A 14,268-nucleotide genomic window follows, 5' to 3' on the forward strand; every position below is an offset into this window, starting at 1 on the left:
GACGGCTGTGCTGCGGTGAAAATGAACATTCAGCGAGGATAAATGTGCACTTAAAGGGTCGCAACCCCCCGCTGCATCGAGGCTCTCATCACCGGACCGAGGTAAAATTCAGCCCTCGCGTAGCGGAACTCAGGCGCCGTCGACCGTTCCCTCTGCCTGGCGACGCGCACGCCTGGTCAACGGTCCGGGCTCTACGGGCGATGGTGACGGCACACTCGGCGACGCGCTCGAGGATGTGGAACGCGGTGCCGGTGGAGACGCTGGCGAGTGGTTCAGGCCAGCCGCCCACGAGACGCTGGGCGGTCGATTGATCGACGCGACAGCATCCGTTTTCGTCTCGTCAGAATGAGCGTGAGCCTCAACCTTCTCCGCGGTCGAACTGGAGCCGACCGCTTTCACGACGAGAACGGCGATGGCGGTGGTCACCGGAATCGCCAGCACGAGACCGATCGACCCAACGAGGGTGCGCACGATTTCTTCGGCAAGCTCACCACTCGAGATGGTCTCCAGGAATGGGCGGTCCTGGAGGGACAGCAGGATGAGGAGAGGAAGCGCGGCACCGGCGTAGGCGAAAACGATCGTGTACACCGTGGAGGCGATGTGGTCGCGTCCGACCCGCATCGCGCCGGCGAAGAGCCGACGTGCGCTCGATTCCGGTGCAAGTTCGTGCATCTCCCAGACCGCGGATGACTGAGTGATGGTGACATCGTTGAGCACACCGAGTCCCGAAATGATGAGTCCGCAGAGCAGAATGCCCGACAGCGAGATCGAGTCGGTGGCGTAAGCCAGCGTGTAGTCGGCATCATCGTTGAGACCGGTGAGGTTGGCGGCTCCGGTGGCCCAGGCCGCCACCAGGGAGGTTGTCACCAGGCCGAAGATCGTGCCGAGCAACGCGGTCGAGGTGCGGGCGGAGAACCCGTGCGCGAAGTACAGCACGGCGATCATGATGACGCTCGACCCCACCAGCCCGAGAAGAAGCGGCGGTTTCCCTTCGACGAGACCGGGCAGAATGAAATTCGCGACAACCAGGTAGGCGCCGAGCAGTCCGAGCAGCGCACGGAGCCCACGCCAGCGCGCGACAAGTATGACCACGAGGGCATATACCGCCGCCAGAACACCCATGGGCACGGTTCGCACGAAGTCGATGAACGAATAGCGTGCCTCTGGACTCTCCGCTCGCTCCCCCAAATCGATGAAGCGGATGCGATCGCCCACCTTCACGGTCACCTCACGACCGATCTCAGGCGGCACTTCTACTGAGACGGAGTCACCGCCCCGATCGGTGACGAGGCGCGTCACCACACAGGTTTGTCCCTCCGGGGCGTTCGCGGAGGGGTAGAGACACGGAGCGACGGTAGTGCTTTCCACCGTTCCGACCTGGAACCCACCGCCCACTGCCGTCGCGTAGGGGTTGCCTACCTCGACGTTCTCGCTCGCACCGCTCGGCCACAGCAGCGCCATGCCCACGAGCGTCACGAGGGCCAGCGGAATCAGGATGGCGGCCAGCAGGCGGTTCGCACGCTGCCGGATGGCCAGGGCATCGGTGCTGGGAGGGCCAGAGGGTGCCGCGTGCGAGTGTGACATGGAGTCGACCCGGCTCAGGCCGCGAGCAGCCGGCGAGCCCGCGACGCACGCATGACATCCGTTCCCACGGTGAGAACGAAGGCGATTCCGACGAACAGCACGAGCGTGCCCGGCAGTGACTCGATACCCCGGCTGTCGAGGAGGAGCCCGCCCACGAGCGCACCGCCACCGATACCCACATTGAATGCGGTGGTCTGCAGCGCGGCCGCAAGGTCACGCGTTCGGAATGAGGCGGTGTGAAGCATCCGTGTCTGAAGCATTGCGGGGATACCACCGAACGCCGTGCCCCAGACAACGATGGCGACCGTCACGACAACCGAGTTGGCCGACCAGATTGCCAGCGAGAGGACGGTGGCCATGACGCCGAGGAGGGCGATCGCGAATCCTCGCTTCGGGAATCGGTCTGACGCGAAGCCAGCGAGCACCAGGCCGATCGCTCCCGCACCGCCGTAGAGGAAGAGCAGGAACGGAACGCTCGACTCATCAAACCCAGCCGCGTTGATGAGCCACGGCGCGATGTAGGTGTAGTAAATGTTCTGTCCGGTGATGAGAATCACGATGACGACACAGAGCAGCACAATTCCGCGCATGCTGCGGTCCTTGCGCAGTGGCAGCGGGATTTCCCCAGTCTTGAGCACGACGTGGTGATTGACCGGAGGGAGGAACTTCATAACGGCGAGCGCGAGCAGTGCGATGACAACCGCGATGATGCCGAATGCCACGCGCCAGCCCAGCCCGTGACCAAGCGCCGTTCCGACCGGAACCCCGAGCACGAACGCCGCCGACCCGCCGCCAGCGGTGATGGCGACGGCCTTGCCCAATTGCTGCTTCGGAACGAGATGCGCCGCGTACGCCGCAACGACAGCCCAGAACAGCCCGTGCGCCAGTCCGCCGAGCACACGAGCACCGACGAGCACTTCATAGGTGGGAGCAACGGCGGCCAGCACGTTGGCGAGGGCCAGCACAAGCAGCACCACAACGACGAGCCCCTTCCGCGAGTACCGGCGGGTGAGCGCCGCGAGCGGAGTGGTCGCAATCACCACCGTTCCGGCGAACACACTGACCAAAAAGCCCGCCGTCGACAGGCTGACGTCGAGGTCGCCGGCCATCTCCGGCAACAGCCCTGTGGGCAGGAATTCGCTCGTCACCGAGATGAAGATGGCACCGGCAAGAGTGAGCAGACCGATCCACGGGAAGGCGGGCAGTACGGCAGAGGGGTTCGTTGATGTGGACACAGGCGTCGCCGATCGAGGTCATGAGCAAGAAGTACGTGCCGACGTCGATGTGCGGCGTGCGAGTGCCAAGTTTATTCGAGCCGTTGTCCCGATCCGTCAGTTTTCAAGAAGCGGATGCCGTCGGCCGGTTCCTAACATGAGGTTCAGTACCGAAATTTCACAAGGAAGGACAGGACCATGGCAACCAAAGACAGCAGAGTGTCAGATACCCAGGACGGGTTTTCCGCCGAGGAACGCGAGGCCATGAAGGAGCGTGCCCGGGAGTTGAAGGCTGAGGCTCGTCGCGGTGAGCGTGATGCCAAAGCGCGCGAGAAGGGCGAGGCCGACTTGCTGCAGAAGCTCGCCGAGATGTCCGAGACCGACCGGGCTCTGATCGAGCCCTTGCACGCCCTCATCATGAGGACCGTGCCGGAGCTCTTGCCCAAGACCTGGTACGGCATGCCCGCTTACGCCAAGGATGGCGACGTGCTCTGCTTCGTGCAGCCCGCCGATAAGTTCGGCACCCGCTACACCACCCTCGGTTTCAACGATCCGGCCATGCTCGACGACGGCGCCATGTGGGCGACAACGTTCGCCCTGACCGCACTCACCCCCGAGGCAGAGGACCGAATTGTCGCGCTCCTGCACAAGGCAATGGGCTGAACGAACGGCAGGCGGTTGTCAGCGTCCCGACGCGAGCAGCTTGATGACCCGATCCGGTGAGTGAAGAAGCTCCCGAGACGCAGGGTCATCGACCAGGCGGCTGAGAAGGGCCGACGCGGCCCGCACACTGCGTGTCCAGTATCCGCCGACGTGGTGCCGGGTCACGGGCATTAGCACCGGTTCCGCACCCGCCACGCCCACCGTCAGCGTGCCGTCTTCGAGGTCTTCACCGAGGTTCCAGTCCGCAAAGACCGCCCCCAGCGCACCGAGCACCACCGTTGATACGAGCCCGGGCAGTCGAAAACGGGTCTCCGGCACCTCCAGCTGCACGCTCGTTACCCGCGACCAGTCAAGGATGAGAGGCTGCTCCCGGAATCGACGAAGAATGAGAGCGGATGCCGTCAGCTCGGCATGGTGACCGCCTGCGTCTCCGAGAACGAGGGTGGTTCCCCTCGTCTCGAGCGGTCCGAATCGGCTCATGAATCCCAGCCTAGCGATGGATGGTGGGCGCCGCCGAGCCCGCCTATATCCCCGGGCTCCGGGTGAGACAAGCCCCTGTCGCTCACCGGGACGGGATGTGATTCTGTCTTCACGGAACAACGACGGGAGTACAAATGCGAGCGATGGTGTACCGGGGACCGTACAAGGTCCGCGTCGAAGAGAAGGACATACCGCCGATCGAGCACCCCAACGACGCGATCGTGCGGGTCACCCTCGCGGCGATCTGCGGCTCAGACCTTCACCTCTACCACGGCATGATGCCCGACACCCGGGTGGGGATGACCTTCGGCCACGAGTTCATCGGGGTTGTCGAACAGGTCGGCTCGTCGGTGCAAAACCTCAAGGTGGGCGACCGCGTGATGGTGCCATTCAACATTTACTGCGGCTCGTGCTACTTCTGTGTTCGCGGGCTTTACTCCAATTGCCACAACGTCAACCCCAACGCGACCGCTGTCGGCGGCATCTATGGCTACTCGCACACCTGCGGCGGGTACGACGGCGGCCAGTCTGAGTACGTTCGCGTTCCGTTCGCCGATGTCGGCCCGTCGATCATTCCGGACTGGCTGGACGACGAAGATGCACTCATGTGCACCGACGCACTGTCCACCGGGTACTTCGGAGCGCAGCTGGGTGACATCAGCGAAGGAGACACCGTAGCGGTCTTCGGCGCGGGGCCCGTCGGCCTCTTCGCCGCGAAGTCAGCGTGGCTCATGGGCGCCGGCCGGGTCATCGTCATTGACCAGCTCGAGTATCGCCTTGAGAAGGCCCGCAGCTTTGCCCAGGCCGAAACCCGCAACTTCGCCGAATACGACGACATCGTCGTTGAAATGAAGAAGACCACCGACTACCTCGGTGCAGACGTTGTCATTGACGCGGTCGGTGCTGAAGCCGACGGCAACTTCACCCAGCACGTGACGGCCGCGAAGTTCAAGCTGCAGGGCGGATCACCCATTGCGCTCAACTGGGCCATCGACTCGGTCCGCAAGGGCGGAACCGTGTCGGTGATGGGCGCATACGGGCCAATGTTCAGTGCCGTCAAGTTCGGCGATGCCATGAACAAGGGTCTGACGCTCCGGATGAACCAGGCCCCGGTGAAACGCCAGTGGCCGCGACTGTTTGAACACATCCAGAACGGTTACCTGAAACCGAACGACATCGTCACCCACCGCATCCCGCTCGAACATATTGCCGAGGGGTACCACATGTTCTCAGCGAAACTCGATAACTGCATCAAGCCGGTCATCGTCCCGAACGCCTGACAGGAAGGTCTGAACTATGCCGTACACAGCGAACCAGCCTCCACGTGCGGAGTCGAACGATGAGCTTCGTGCACGCATCCCTGGCTGGGGTGCCGATCTCGATCCGAAAGACCGACCGTCGGTTCCGCGCGAACGATTCGATCCGGGCGCAACCGGTGCGCACTGGGAGTTCCCCGACCGCCAGGAGGAGAAGTGGCCGCGCGAACGCTCGATTGAGCATAAGTTCCTCACCCCGGTCTTCGGAACCTCGTCTCCACCGAAAGGGTTGTCTGGGGTGCTGCGCAAGTTTGCCTACGCGACGTACAGCGAAGGCCGAGCTGCGCACTGGCTCATCCTCCTGGGCGCCGACCGGGTGGACGCGATTGAGAGCCACCTGAAGTCGTTCCTCACCACGCGACCCGACAACCCCATCACCGAGACGGGCGTGCTGAGCGAGTTTCACCGCAATGGCTTCTCGTCGCGGTTCGGCCGGAAGCGTGTGGACCTTCACCACCAGTGGATCGACCCGATCCTCGTGGCCGGACCGTGGATCGCGGCAGTGTGTGCGATCGTCTGGGGAGCCAGGGCACTCGCGAAGCGCTAACCCGTCAGGCGCTCTGCGCCTTCGGCGCGCGGTCCGCCCGCTCCCGGCTCCAGAGAACGAGCGGGCGCATGAGGGCAATCAGGCGCCTGCCGTCATCAGTCGGGGTGTAGCTGATCGTCACGGGCGTCGTCGGTGTCACGTCCCGCCCGATCAACCCGTCGGCTTCAAGTTCGCGCAGACGGGCGGCGAGCAGGCGGTCTGAGATTCCGTCCACGCTGTCCCGGTACTCCGAGAAACGACGCGCGCCCCTGGCTCCGGCGAGGAGGATTGCCGCGTTCCACTTGCGCCCGGCAAGCTCGACCGCGGCCTGGAATTGACGACACTCGTCGTCATTGATGTGTTCGAAGCTCGTTCCGCGCATTCGTCCTCACTAACTTTCAGTTAGTAGCTTACGCCTCGTTGGTGGACTCGGCAAATATCGACCACACTGAGGACATGCATGCCCACTCCATCGTCGTCGGCCCGGCATCGTGAGCCCCACCCGTAAGGTGACCTTCGGGCTGGCGCTCACACCGTCCGCCACTCATCCCGAGCACACCATTGCCCAGGCGCAACTCGGCGAGCGCAGCGGGTTTGACCTCGTCACCCTGCTCCGCGCCCCTGGGCAGGTGGTTGACGGGTGGACACTCCTGTCCTGGATTGCTGGAAGCACCGAGCGCATTGGTCTCCTCGGCCAGCTCGCCTGCCTTCCTTCCGAGATGCCCACGGTAACCGCGGGTGCCGCCGCGAGCCTCGACCTGCTCTCGCAGGGGCGGCTCACCCTGGCCATCACGAGCGACGAACCGTCAGACGACAACCAGCATCCCGTCGAAGGTGTGGAGGAGACCCTCGACATCATCCGCCGGATGTGGGCGATTGGCGAGCCAGGAACCGTGCGGTACACCGGAAACGTCCACCGCGTCGACGGTGCCCAGCGCGGACCGGCACCGGCGCACGACGTTCCGCTCCTCATTACTGGCGACAGTCCCGAGCTTCTTCGCCTGGCCGGCGAAAAGTCCGACGGCTGGCTCTCGGAGATCAACGGCTCATCACTCGACAGGTTCATCGCGGGAAGCACCTTGATCGGCCACACGGCCGTCGCCAACGGGCGCGACCCGCGCGAAGTGCCGAAGATCGTGACGATCCGTGGGACGTTCGCCGACACGCGGGGCGGTTTCCTTCACGGCCGAAGTGCCGACTGGGTCGACGACCTGCTTCCGCTCATCGTGGATCACGGCGTCACAACGCTCCTTCTCGCCACCGAGGAGAACGCCGTCCTCCAGCAGTTTGCCGAGGAGGTCGCTCCTCGGCTCCGTGACGCTGCATCTTCGCTGTTACCGGCCCAGACACGAACCGGCCGCCTGCGAAAGTCGACGGCGATCGCCCAACGGCGCAGCGGCATCCGTTATGACGACGTTCCTGACCTTCTGGTTGACTCCGCGATTGAGCCCGGGGATTTCGATTTTCCCCGGGTCAAGTCGACGTATCTGCGCGGCGGCTCGCCCGGCCTCGTTCTGCGGACGCGTACGGTCGACGAGGTCGTTGCCGCGCTCGGCTTTGCCCGCGAACACCCCCACCTTCCGCTCTCGATCCGGAGCGGAGGGCACGGCATCAGCGGCCGGTCAACCAATGACGGCGGGATCGTGATCAACCTCAGCCTCATGAATCGCATCGACGTGCTCGACGAAGCCACCCGACGGGTACGCATTGAGCCGGGAGCGCGATGGATGGACGTTGCTGCCGCACTACAACCGTACGGCTGGGCACTGACGTCAGGTGACTATGGCGGCGTGGGCGTCGGCGGCCTCGCCACCGCCGGAGGTATCGGCTTCCTGGGCCGAGGGCACGGCCTCACCATTGACCACCTGCGTGCGGTCGACATGGTGCTCGCCGACGGATCCCGGGTACGCGCGAGCGACACCGAGAATACTGAGCTGTTCTGGGCAGTGCGCGGTGCCGGCGCGAACTTCGGCATCGTCACCGCCTTCGAATTCGAAGTCGACGAGGTGGGCGACGTCGGGTGGGCACAACTGGGTCTCGACGCCACAGACACCGCGGAATTCCTCGAGAAGTGGGGCCACACGAGCGAAGCAGCGCCCCGCGACACCACGAGCTTCCTGATCATGGGACCGCCGCGTCACGGTCAACCCGCCCTCGCGCAGCTGATGGCCATGGTCGACTCAGCGAACCCCGACACCATCATCGAGCGGCTCCAGCCGTTCGCGAACATCTCGCCGCTGTACAGCCAATCCGTGCAGCTGATGCCGTACGCCGCAGTAATGGCCAACGCACAGGGCGAGTCGAACGGTGGCCAGGGCGAACCGGTCACCCGCAGCGGGCTGCTCGATCACATCACTCCCGAGTTCGCGGCTGCCGCTGCACGCCTGATCTCGAGCGGCACTGTGTATTTCTTCCAGATTCGAGCGGTCGGTGGCGCTATTTCCGATATCGATGCGGATGCCACAGCGTACGCACATCGGTCGGCGAACTTTTCCGTTGTGGCGTTCGGTTCACACCGCCAGCGCCTCGACGCCGCGTGGGAGGAGCTCTATCCGTTCTTCACCGGTGCGTACCTGAGTTTTGAGACCGATCCTCGACCCGAGCGACTCACCGACGCGTTCCCGCCGGCGACCCTGGCCCGATTGCGCGAGGTGAAGGCGCGGCTTGACCCGGATTCGGTCTTCCGCGACAACTTCCCGATCTCCATCCCGACGCTCACGGAGGCGACCTCATGATCGACTACGGACACGACCTGCTATTCGGCGCATTCATCACGCCCACGAACAGTCCGCCGATGCACGCCGTCGATATGGCGATCGCCGCCGACCGCGCCGGGCTCGACCTGGCAACGTTTCAGGACCATCCCTACCAACCGTCATTTCACGACACCTGGACCCTCCTGTCATACGCCGCGGCTCGAACCGAGCGCATCCGCCTGAGCGGCAACGTGCTCAACCTCCCCCTGCGTGACCCAGCGGTCCTTGCCCGGAGCGCCGCAAGTCTCGACCTGCTCAGCGGTGGGCGATTCGAGCTCGGCATCGGCGCCGGTGGCTTCTGGGACGCGATCGAAGCCATGGGCGGCAGGCGGCTCACACCCGGCCAGTCGATCGAAGCTCTCGAAGAAGCGATCCGGATCTTCCGCGGAATCTGGGCGACGGATGCCACGGGGCGGCTGGTCGTGGACGGTTCCTTTTATCGCGTGAACGGCGCGAAACGCGGACCGAAGCCCGCGCATGACATTGGCGTGTGGGTTGGCGCGTACAAACCGCGGATCCTGCGAATGACCGGCCGTGCGGCCGATGGCTGGCTGCCTTCTCTGGCCTACCTGCCCGGTGGGCCGCGGGACCTGACGGCGATGAACGCGCACATCGATGAGGGAGCAACCCGTGCCGGCCGGGATCCTCGATCGATCCGGCGCCTGCTCAATATCTCCGGGCAGTTCTCGGCGACCGGGCGGGGGCTGCTCGTCGGTCCGCCCGAGCAATGGGTGGACCAGCTCACCGGCATCGCACTCGAGTACGGCATCTCGGGCTTCATTGTGACCGCAGACGATGAGGCGACGATTCAGTTGTTTGCCGAGGTGGCCGCCGGCGTCCGTCGACAGGTCGCGGCCGAGCGCGGCTGAGGACAGTTTCGCTCGCCGTCAGTTCGCGCTGAAGGCACGTGCGAAGAGCGCGACCGCTCGTTCACCGACGGCGACTCGCTCATCGGCGTCAGTTCGCGCCAGGACCCCGGCGAGCATCGACACGGCAAGCAAGACGTCATCGACTGTGACATGGGTGCCGATCGCACCTGCCGCTCGTTCCCGCTCAACCTCGCGCGCGACCATCCCGGCGAGCCGGTCACCCAGGTGGACGACGCGCTCGTCATGGGAGTGTGCCCAGATCAGATCGATGAGTGCTGTCGCGACGACCGCCTGGTCAATCACCCGCTCCAAGAGGTCAGCCATTGAGCTGTCCGGCCGGTCGATGAACTCCTCAAGCTGAGTGAGGTTCTCGTCGAACACCGCGACCGCCAGCGATGTCCGGTCGGGGAAGTGCCGATAGAGACTTCCCTGGCCGACTCCCGCGCGCCGGGCAACGGCACTGAGCGGGGCGGACAGCCCTTCAGCCGTGAACACCTCGCGTGCGGCGGCGATGAGCGCCCGTCGATTCTCGGGTCCAGCACTGGGACCACGATTTGCTTTCGACGTCGGTGACACGGGTGTAGCCTACAACCGGACAGCGTTGTCCGGTTTTGCGCAGAGAAGAAAGAGAACCCATGACCACACCACTTACCGCCGACTCCACCATCGGCACCTGGATCGACCACCCCGTCGGAGGAGCGGTCCTCGGCCAGATGCTCTCGGCAGGAGGGCAGACGCCTGACGCCCTCCGCCCGGTCAGCGCTTTGCCGCTCAAGCAGCTCGTCAAGCTCAGCCAGGGCGCCTTCAGCGAGGAAATGCTCGATGGCCTGGTTGCACGAGTCGCTGCCGACCCCGCCTCACAGTCCGACTCTGATGACGCTGACGCTGACGCTCAGTCCCCTGAAGCTCCGGTTGTTCGCCCCGAGTGGGTCGAACGCATCAGCACCGGCCGCTTCACCGGAAAGACGGTCATCGTGACCGGCGCCGGCTCGGGCATCGGCCGCGCGACCGCGTCTCGGGTCGCCCGCGAAGGCGGACGGGTCGTCGCTGTTGACATTTCGAGTGAGCGCCTCAGCGAGTTCGCCGCCGAACTGCCCGACGCCGACATCGTGACCGTCGTCGCCGACATCACCGATGACGCCGCCATTGCGGCCATCGTCGAAGCATCAGGTGACACTATTGACGCTCTCGCGAACGTTGCCGGGATCATGGACGACATGACACCGGTCCACGAGATCTCCGACTCGGTATGGAAGCGCGTCTTCGCGATCAACGTCGACGGCACCATGAAACTCATGCGCGCTGTCGTTCCATCCATGCTCGCGCGAGGCGTTGGCTCTATCGTCAACGTCGCTTCCGAAGCCGGCCTCCGCGGTTCGGCCGCTGGTGCCGCATACACCGCGTCAAAGCACGCTGTGATCGGGCTCACCAAGTCGAGCGCATTCATGTACGGTCCCAGCGGCCTCCGTGTGAATGCTGTCGCCCCGGGCGCCGTCATCACCAACATCCAGGCGACGTTCGCTTCCCCGCTCGGAGCCGGCCGTGTACAGACTGCGATGGCCATCATGCCGACCCCGGTTGAAGGCGACGCACTCGCCGCGTCCATTTCCTTCCTCCTCAGCGACGACGGCGTGAACGTCAACGGTGTGGTCCTGGCCAGCGATGGTGGTTGGTCAGCAGCGTAAGAAAATGTGCCGGTCCGCGGCTAATTGTGGACCGGCACAGTCCCTCCCTGAGTATTGGATGGGCGCCCCGTAGGCTTTTGGATATTCAGTGTGTAAGCTCGACCCTCGTGTTCGGCAAAGTAAAGTCACATTCGTCATCTCAGACGGACTCAGCGGTCATCGACCGTGAGTCCCCCGCTGTGGATTGGGACGCGTTTCGCGTCAACATCGAGGCAGCGCCTCGTGCTCGCGCTGGGTCGTCCTACGCTGAGGCGACTCCCCGGGTCCTCGTTCTCGGCGACGACGGTGGAACGTTCGACGCCATCGTCAGCGAATTATCTGAGCACGGCGTCGACACTGTCCGTGCGAGCGAAATCGCGGCCTGCGCCGCGTCCCTGAACGAACACGAGGCCACGGGAGTGGTCCTCACCGTCGACACGGCAAGTCTCGCTGACCGGCGTGCCCGCAAGGAGTTCGCGACAACTCTGTCAGGCACCCTGCACAGGCTTTTGCCCCTGTTGGCGCAGCCCGCGCAGGTTCTCGTGCTCGCGCGCGGGGCCGATGTCTCCCTTAAGTCTCGCCTGGACAAAGAAGTAGTGTCGGTTATCACCCGCACGAGCCGTCAGGCGACAAACGAGTACGGGATGAACCTCAGCATCAACGCCGTGGATATCACCGGCGATGTCGATGCCGCACTGGTCGCCCACCGCGCCGCCGAGCTGTTCAACGGACGGGAAGAAGTCTCCACGGGCGAGGTGCTGGACTACTCCGAGATCGAGGCGCAGTCCATCGGCTGTGCGCTCGCGTTGCGCTTCGTCTACTGATTCCTCTCCACGTCCGCTAACAGATCCGGTACGGGATCGGAACACCTTTTTTTCTTCTGCATGAAGATCGAGAGTTAACTCTCCAGTCTTTGCACAGGGAGGGAAGCATGGCATCCACCCACTCGGCAGTTCCGCCGCCGGAACGCGTCGCAGCTCGCGACGCCCGCTCAGCGCAGAACGCCTGGTCAGGAGTGCTCTTCGGGGTGGGTCTGATCGCCTTCTGTGACGAGGCGGTCTTCCACCAGTTGTTGCACTGGCACCACTTCTATGATCGATCCACTCCCGATGTGGGGCTCGTCTCGGATGGCGTTTTTCATGCGATCAGCTGGTTCGCCACGATTGCCGGCCTCTTCCTCTTCGCCGACCTGAGACGACGAGGCGCCCTGTCGCCCCTGCGATGGTGGGGCGGTGTCCTGGTCGGTGCCGGAGCTTTTCAGCTGTACGACGGAACCATCCAACACAAGGTGCTCGGGCTCCACCAGATTCGATATGTTCCCAATCTGCTGGTCTATGACCTGATCTGGAACATCACCGCGGCTCTCATGCTGGCCGCGGGAATCATTGTGCTCGTTTATACGCGCCGACGGGCGCCTTCGGCGAAGTAGGGACGCAGTGCATTCGCACGGTGGGAACGGGCTCCTATCGCTCGACACCATGCTCGGCCTGGCCGTTCTCGGCGTTGCGAGCCTCTACCTCGCCGGGACGGTTGTCACACGTCGACGGGGACGGCCGTGGCGGCGTATGCGAACCGCCTCATGGCTGCTGGGAGTGGGGACGATCGGTGTCGTGATGATCGGCCCGTTGGCGGTTGCGGCTCATGAGAGCTTTCCCGCTCATATGCTGGGGCACCTTCTGGCAGGGATGGTCGCGCCCCTGTTCCTCGTCGCTGGGACACCGGTGACGCTGGCACTGCGAGCACTGGACAGCCGGCAGGCTCGCGTTCTCTCGCGTCTCCTCCGCAGCCGCCCCGCTCGAACTGTTGCCCACCCGGTGACAGCGGCAATCATCAACGTCGGAAGCCTGTGGCTGCTCTACCGCACTCCCCTCGCCGAGGTCATGTTCTCGAGCGCGTTTGTCCACTCCCTCATCACCGTGCACTTCGTCCTGGCCGGATACCTGTTCGTCGCTTCACTCGTCGGCCAGGACCCCAACCCCCATCGCGCGAGCTTTCCGGTCCGAGCCGGCGCCCTCGTCGCCGCACTCGCGGGCCACAGCATCCTGGCGAAGTACCTGGTGGCCCATCCGCCCTCCGGAACCACCGCAGCCGAGGCCGAGGTGGGCGGCATGCTCATGTATTACGGAGGGGACATCGCGGATGCTGTTCTCATCATTGTTCTCTGCCTTCAGTGGTACCGCGCGGCCGGCAAACGCCTGACACCCGTCACCGCGCGCTTAGCCGACGGATGACCTAATCTCCCGTGTCGCCTCGAGCCCGACCGTGCGGACCGCTCGTCAGGCGCGATCGTGCAGGGTGATGCGGTATCCGTCTGGATCTTCGAAGGTGAACGTCAGTCCGAAGGGACCGCTCACCAGTGGCGAAATGATCGGAACACCGACGCCGTGGAGCCGGTCATGGATACCTTGCACGGCGTCCGCGTGCATCCAGACACTCACCCCGACTCCCAATTGCGAAACAGAGCTCAGATCGGTGCCCGGCATTGCCTCCCTCACGGCGAAGCTTGCCGGACGCGTGTCGAAGACAACGGCCTGAGGCGGTCCGGCCTGTCGGGCAAAACCGAGGTACGCCTCGTAGAAGGCAGCCGAACGCTCGAGGTCGCGCACCTGAAGTGAAATAAAACCGGGTCCGGAAACGGACATAAGAACTCCTTGTCGAGTGTCAGAAAACTGACATCGCCATACTATGTCAGAATGTTGACATGGCGCAAGGTGAAACTATCAACCTCGAAACCTCTCTCGGTTACCTGCTGAAGGAAGCCGCCAGTGCGCTCCGCTCGGCGATGGAGGATGTTCTCCGTCCGCTCGGCATGAACGTAACCCACTACTCCTGTCTCGAACTGCTGGCCCAGCGACCCGGGCTGTCGAATTCAGAGCTGGCTCGAGGTGCTTTCGTCTCGAGACAGTCCATGAACGTTCTCCTGCAGTCGATGGAACGAGACGGCTTTGTCGTGCGGGCCGAGGAGGCGCCGACCGGTCGCGCGCTCCCGACGCAGCTAACGCAGGCGGGCAGGAAGCGGCTGGCTGCGGCGAGCGCCGCCGTACGCGGTGTCGAACTCCGAATGAACTCCACCCTCGATGCCGCAGAGCAGGACCAGTTGCGCGCTCTGTTGACGCGCTGTGCCACATCGTTGCGACAACACGCCCAACCCTCGACCGGTTCATAACCTCTGGACAGCCCGACCGCCGCATGGCAC

16 protein-coding genes are annotated in these 14,268 nt (G+C 64.3%); 10 read left to right on the forward strand and 6 right to left on the reverse strand.

Annotation, left to right across the window (positions count from 1 at the left end):
- Positions 1-129: 129 nt before the first annotated feature.
- Positions 130-1,584, reverse strand: a complete 1,455-nt coding sequence (locus tag L1277_RS15200; protein WP_253377613.1) for a YibE/F family protein — start codon at positions 1,582-1,584, stop codon at positions 130-132.
- Positions 1,585-1,598: 14 nt separating this feature from the next.
- Complete coding sequence (locus L1277_RS15205; RefSeq protein ID WP_253377614.1) at positions 1,599-2,819, reverse strand: MFS transporter; 1,221 nt, start codon at positions 2,817-2,819, stop codon at positions 1,599-1,601.
- Between the two features lie 177 nt (positions 2,820-2,996).
- Between L1277_RS15205 and L1277_RS15210 the strand changes: the two genes are divergently transcribed.
- Positions 2,997-3,461 carry an iron chaperone gene (locus L1277_RS15210; protein ID WP_253377615.1) on the forward strand — a complete coding sequence of 155 codons (465 nt, stop codon included), beginning with the start codon at positions 2,997-2,999 and terminating at the stop codon, positions 3,459-3,461.
- Positions 3,462-3,479: 18 nt separating this feature from the next.
- On the opposite strand, the gene L1277_RS15215 is transcribed toward L1277_RS15210, so the two are convergent.
- Positions 3,480-3,941 carry a hypothetical protein gene (locus L1277_RS15215; RefSeq protein WP_253377616.1) on the reverse strand — a complete coding sequence of 154 codons (462 nt, stop codon included), beginning with the start codon at positions 3,939-3,941 and terminating at the stop codon, positions 3,480-3,482.
- A gap of 134 nt (positions 3,942-4,075) precedes the next feature.
- Between L1277_RS15215 and L1277_RS15220 the strand changes: the two genes are divergently transcribed.
- Both L1277_RS15220 and L1277_RS15225 read left to right on the forward strand, forming a co-directional pair.
- Positions 4,076-5,221 carry a zinc-dependent alcohol dehydrogenase gene (locus L1277_RS15220; RefSeq protein WP_253377617.1) on the forward strand — a complete coding sequence of 382 codons (1,146 nt, stop codon included), beginning with the start codon at positions 4,076-4,078 and terminating at the stop codon, positions 5,219-5,221.
- 16 nt (positions 5,222-5,237) lie between these two features.
- Positions 5,238-5,804, forward strand: a complete 567-nt coding sequence (locus tag L1277_RS15225) for a hypothetical protein (protein ID WP_253377619.1) — start codon at positions 5,238-5,240, stop codon at positions 5,802-5,804.
- Positions 5,805-5,808: 4 nt separating this feature from the next.
- Here L1277_RS15225 and L1277_RS15230 read toward each other — a convergent pair whose 3' ends face one another.
- A complete protein-coding gene (locus tag L1277_RS15230) occupies positions 5,809-6,165 on the reverse strand; it encodes a helix-turn-helix domain-containing protein (protein WP_253377621.1) in 357 nt (118 codons plus the stop codon).
- Positions 6,166-6,274: 109 nt separating this feature from the next.
- Between L1277_RS15230 and L1277_RS15235 the strand changes: the two genes are divergently transcribed.
- Together L1277_RS15235 and L1277_RS15240 are read left to right on the forward strand one after the other, a co-directional pair.
- Positions 6,275-8,518, forward strand: coding sequence for an LLM class flavin-dependent oxidoreductase (locus L1277_RS15235; RefSeq protein ID WP_253377623.1), 2,244 nt, complete (start codon positions 6,275-6,277; stop codon positions 8,516-8,518).
- Complete coding sequence (locus L1277_RS15240) at positions 8,515-9,408, forward strand: LLM class flavin-dependent oxidoreductase (RefSeq protein WP_253377625.1); 894 nt, start codon at positions 8,515-8,517, stop codon at positions 9,406-9,408. The genes L1277_RS15235 and L1277_RS15240 overlap by 4 nt, the downstream gene beginning before the upstream one ends.
- A gap of 18 nt (positions 9,409-9,426) precedes the next feature.
- Here the strand turns inward: L1277_RS15240 and L1277_RS15245 are convergent, their stop codons facing one another.
- A complete protein-coding gene (locus L1277_RS15245) occupies positions 9,427-9,984 on the reverse strand; it encodes a TetR/AcrR family transcriptional regulator (RefSeq protein WP_253377627.1) in 558 nt (185 codons plus the stop codon).
- Positions 9,985-10,043: 59 nt separating this feature from the next.
- Between L1277_RS15245 and L1277_RS15250 the strand changes: the two genes are divergently transcribed.
- From L1277_RS15250 to L1277_RS15265, 4 genes are all read left to right on the forward strand, one after another.
- Positions 10,044-11,093 carry an SDR family NAD(P)-dependent oxidoreductase gene (locus L1277_RS15250; protein WP_253377629.1) on the forward strand — a complete coding sequence of 350 codons (1,050 nt, stop codon included), beginning with the start codon at positions 10,044-10,046 and terminating at the stop codon, positions 11,091-11,093.
- 107 nt (positions 11,094-11,200) lie between these two features.
- Complete coding sequence (locus L1277_RS15255; RefSeq protein WP_253377631.1) at positions 11,201-11,896, forward strand: hypothetical protein; 696 nt, start codon at positions 11,201-11,203, stop codon at positions 11,894-11,896.
- 107 nt (positions 11,897-12,003) lie between these two features.
- On the forward strand, positions 12,004-12,501 hold the full coding sequence (locus L1277_RS15260) for a DUF2243 domain-containing protein (RefSeq protein ID WP_253377633.1): 498 nt from the start codon (positions 12,004-12,006) through the stop codon (positions 12,499-12,501).
- Between the two features lie 7 nt (positions 12,502-12,508).
- Positions 12,509-13,303, forward strand: coding sequence for a cytochrome c oxidase assembly protein (locus L1277_RS15265; RefSeq protein WP_253377635.1), 795 nt, complete (start codon positions 12,509-12,511; stop codon positions 13,301-13,303).
- A 45-nt stretch (positions 13,304-13,348) separates the two neighbouring features.
- Here the strand turns inward: L1277_RS15265 and L1277_RS15270 are convergent, their stop codons facing one another.
- Entirely contained in the window at positions 13,349-13,714 is a 366-nt protein-coding gene (locus L1277_RS15270) for a VOC family protein (protein ID WP_253377636.1), read from the reverse strand.
- Between the two features lie 59 nt (positions 13,715-13,773).
- Here L1277_RS15270 and L1277_RS15275 point away from each other — a divergent pair, with 59 nt between their 5' ends.
- Positions 13,774-14,238, forward strand: a complete 465-nt coding sequence (locus L1277_RS15275) for a MarR family winged helix-turn-helix transcriptional regulator (RefSeq protein WP_253377637.1) — start codon at positions 13,774-13,776, stop codon at positions 14,236-14,238.
- Positions 14,239-14,268 lie beyond the last annotated feature (30 nt).

The organism is Okibacterium sp. HSC-33S16, from assembly GCF_024171565.1.
Classification (GTDB): domain Bacteria; phylum Actinomycetota; class Actinomycetes; order Actinomycetales; family Microbacteriaceae; genus Mycetocola_A.

What these genes read in the sequence shown, in the direction of transcription:
- L1277_RS15260 (WP_253377633.1), top strand. Translation starts at nt 12,004, where the DNA reads ATGGCATCCACCCACTCGGCAGTTCCGCCGCCGGAACGCGTCGCAGCT.
- L1277_RS15210 (WP_253377615.1), top strand. Translation starts at nt 2,997, where the DNA reads ATGGCAACCAAAGACAGCAGAGTGTCAGATACCCAGGACGGGTTTTCC.
- L1277_RS15215 (WP_253377616.1), bottom strand. Translation starts at nt 3,941, where the DNA reads ATGAGCCGATTCGGACCGCTCGAGACGAGGGGAACCACCCTCGTTCTC.
- L1277_RS15225 (WP_253377619.1), top strand. Translation starts at nt 5,238, where the DNA reads ATGCCGTACACAGCGAACCAGCCTCCACGTGCGGAGTCGAACGATGAG.
- L1277_RS15220 (WP_253377617.1), top strand. Translation starts at nt 4,076, where the DNA reads ATGCGAGCGATGGTGTACCGGGGACCGTACAAGGTCCGCGTCGAAGAG.
- L1277_RS15230 (WP_253377621.1), bottom strand. Translation starts at nt 6,165, where the DNA reads ATGCGCGGAACGAGCTTCGAACACATCAATGACGACGAGTGTCGTCAA.
- L1277_RS15250 (WP_253377629.1), top strand. Translation starts at nt 10,044, where the DNA reads ATGACCACACCACTTACCGCCGACTCCACCATCGGCACCTGGATCGAC.
- L1277_RS15270 (WP_253377636.1), bottom strand. Translation starts at nt 13,714, where the DNA reads ATGTCCGTTTCCGGACCCGGTTTTATTTCACTTCAGGTGCGCGACCTC.
- L1277_RS15200 (WP_253377613.1), bottom strand. Translation starts at nt 1,584, where the DNA reads ATGTCACACTCGCACGCGGCACCCTCTGGCCCTCCCAGCACCGATGCC.
- L1277_RS15275 (WP_253377637.1), top strand. Translation starts at nt 13,774, where the DNA reads ATGGCGCAAGGTGAAACTATCAACCTCGAAACCTCTCTCGGTTACCTG.
- L1277_RS15240 (WP_253377625.1), top strand. Translation starts at nt 8,515, where the DNA reads ATGATCGACTACGGACACGACCTGCTATTCGGCGCATTCATCACGCCC.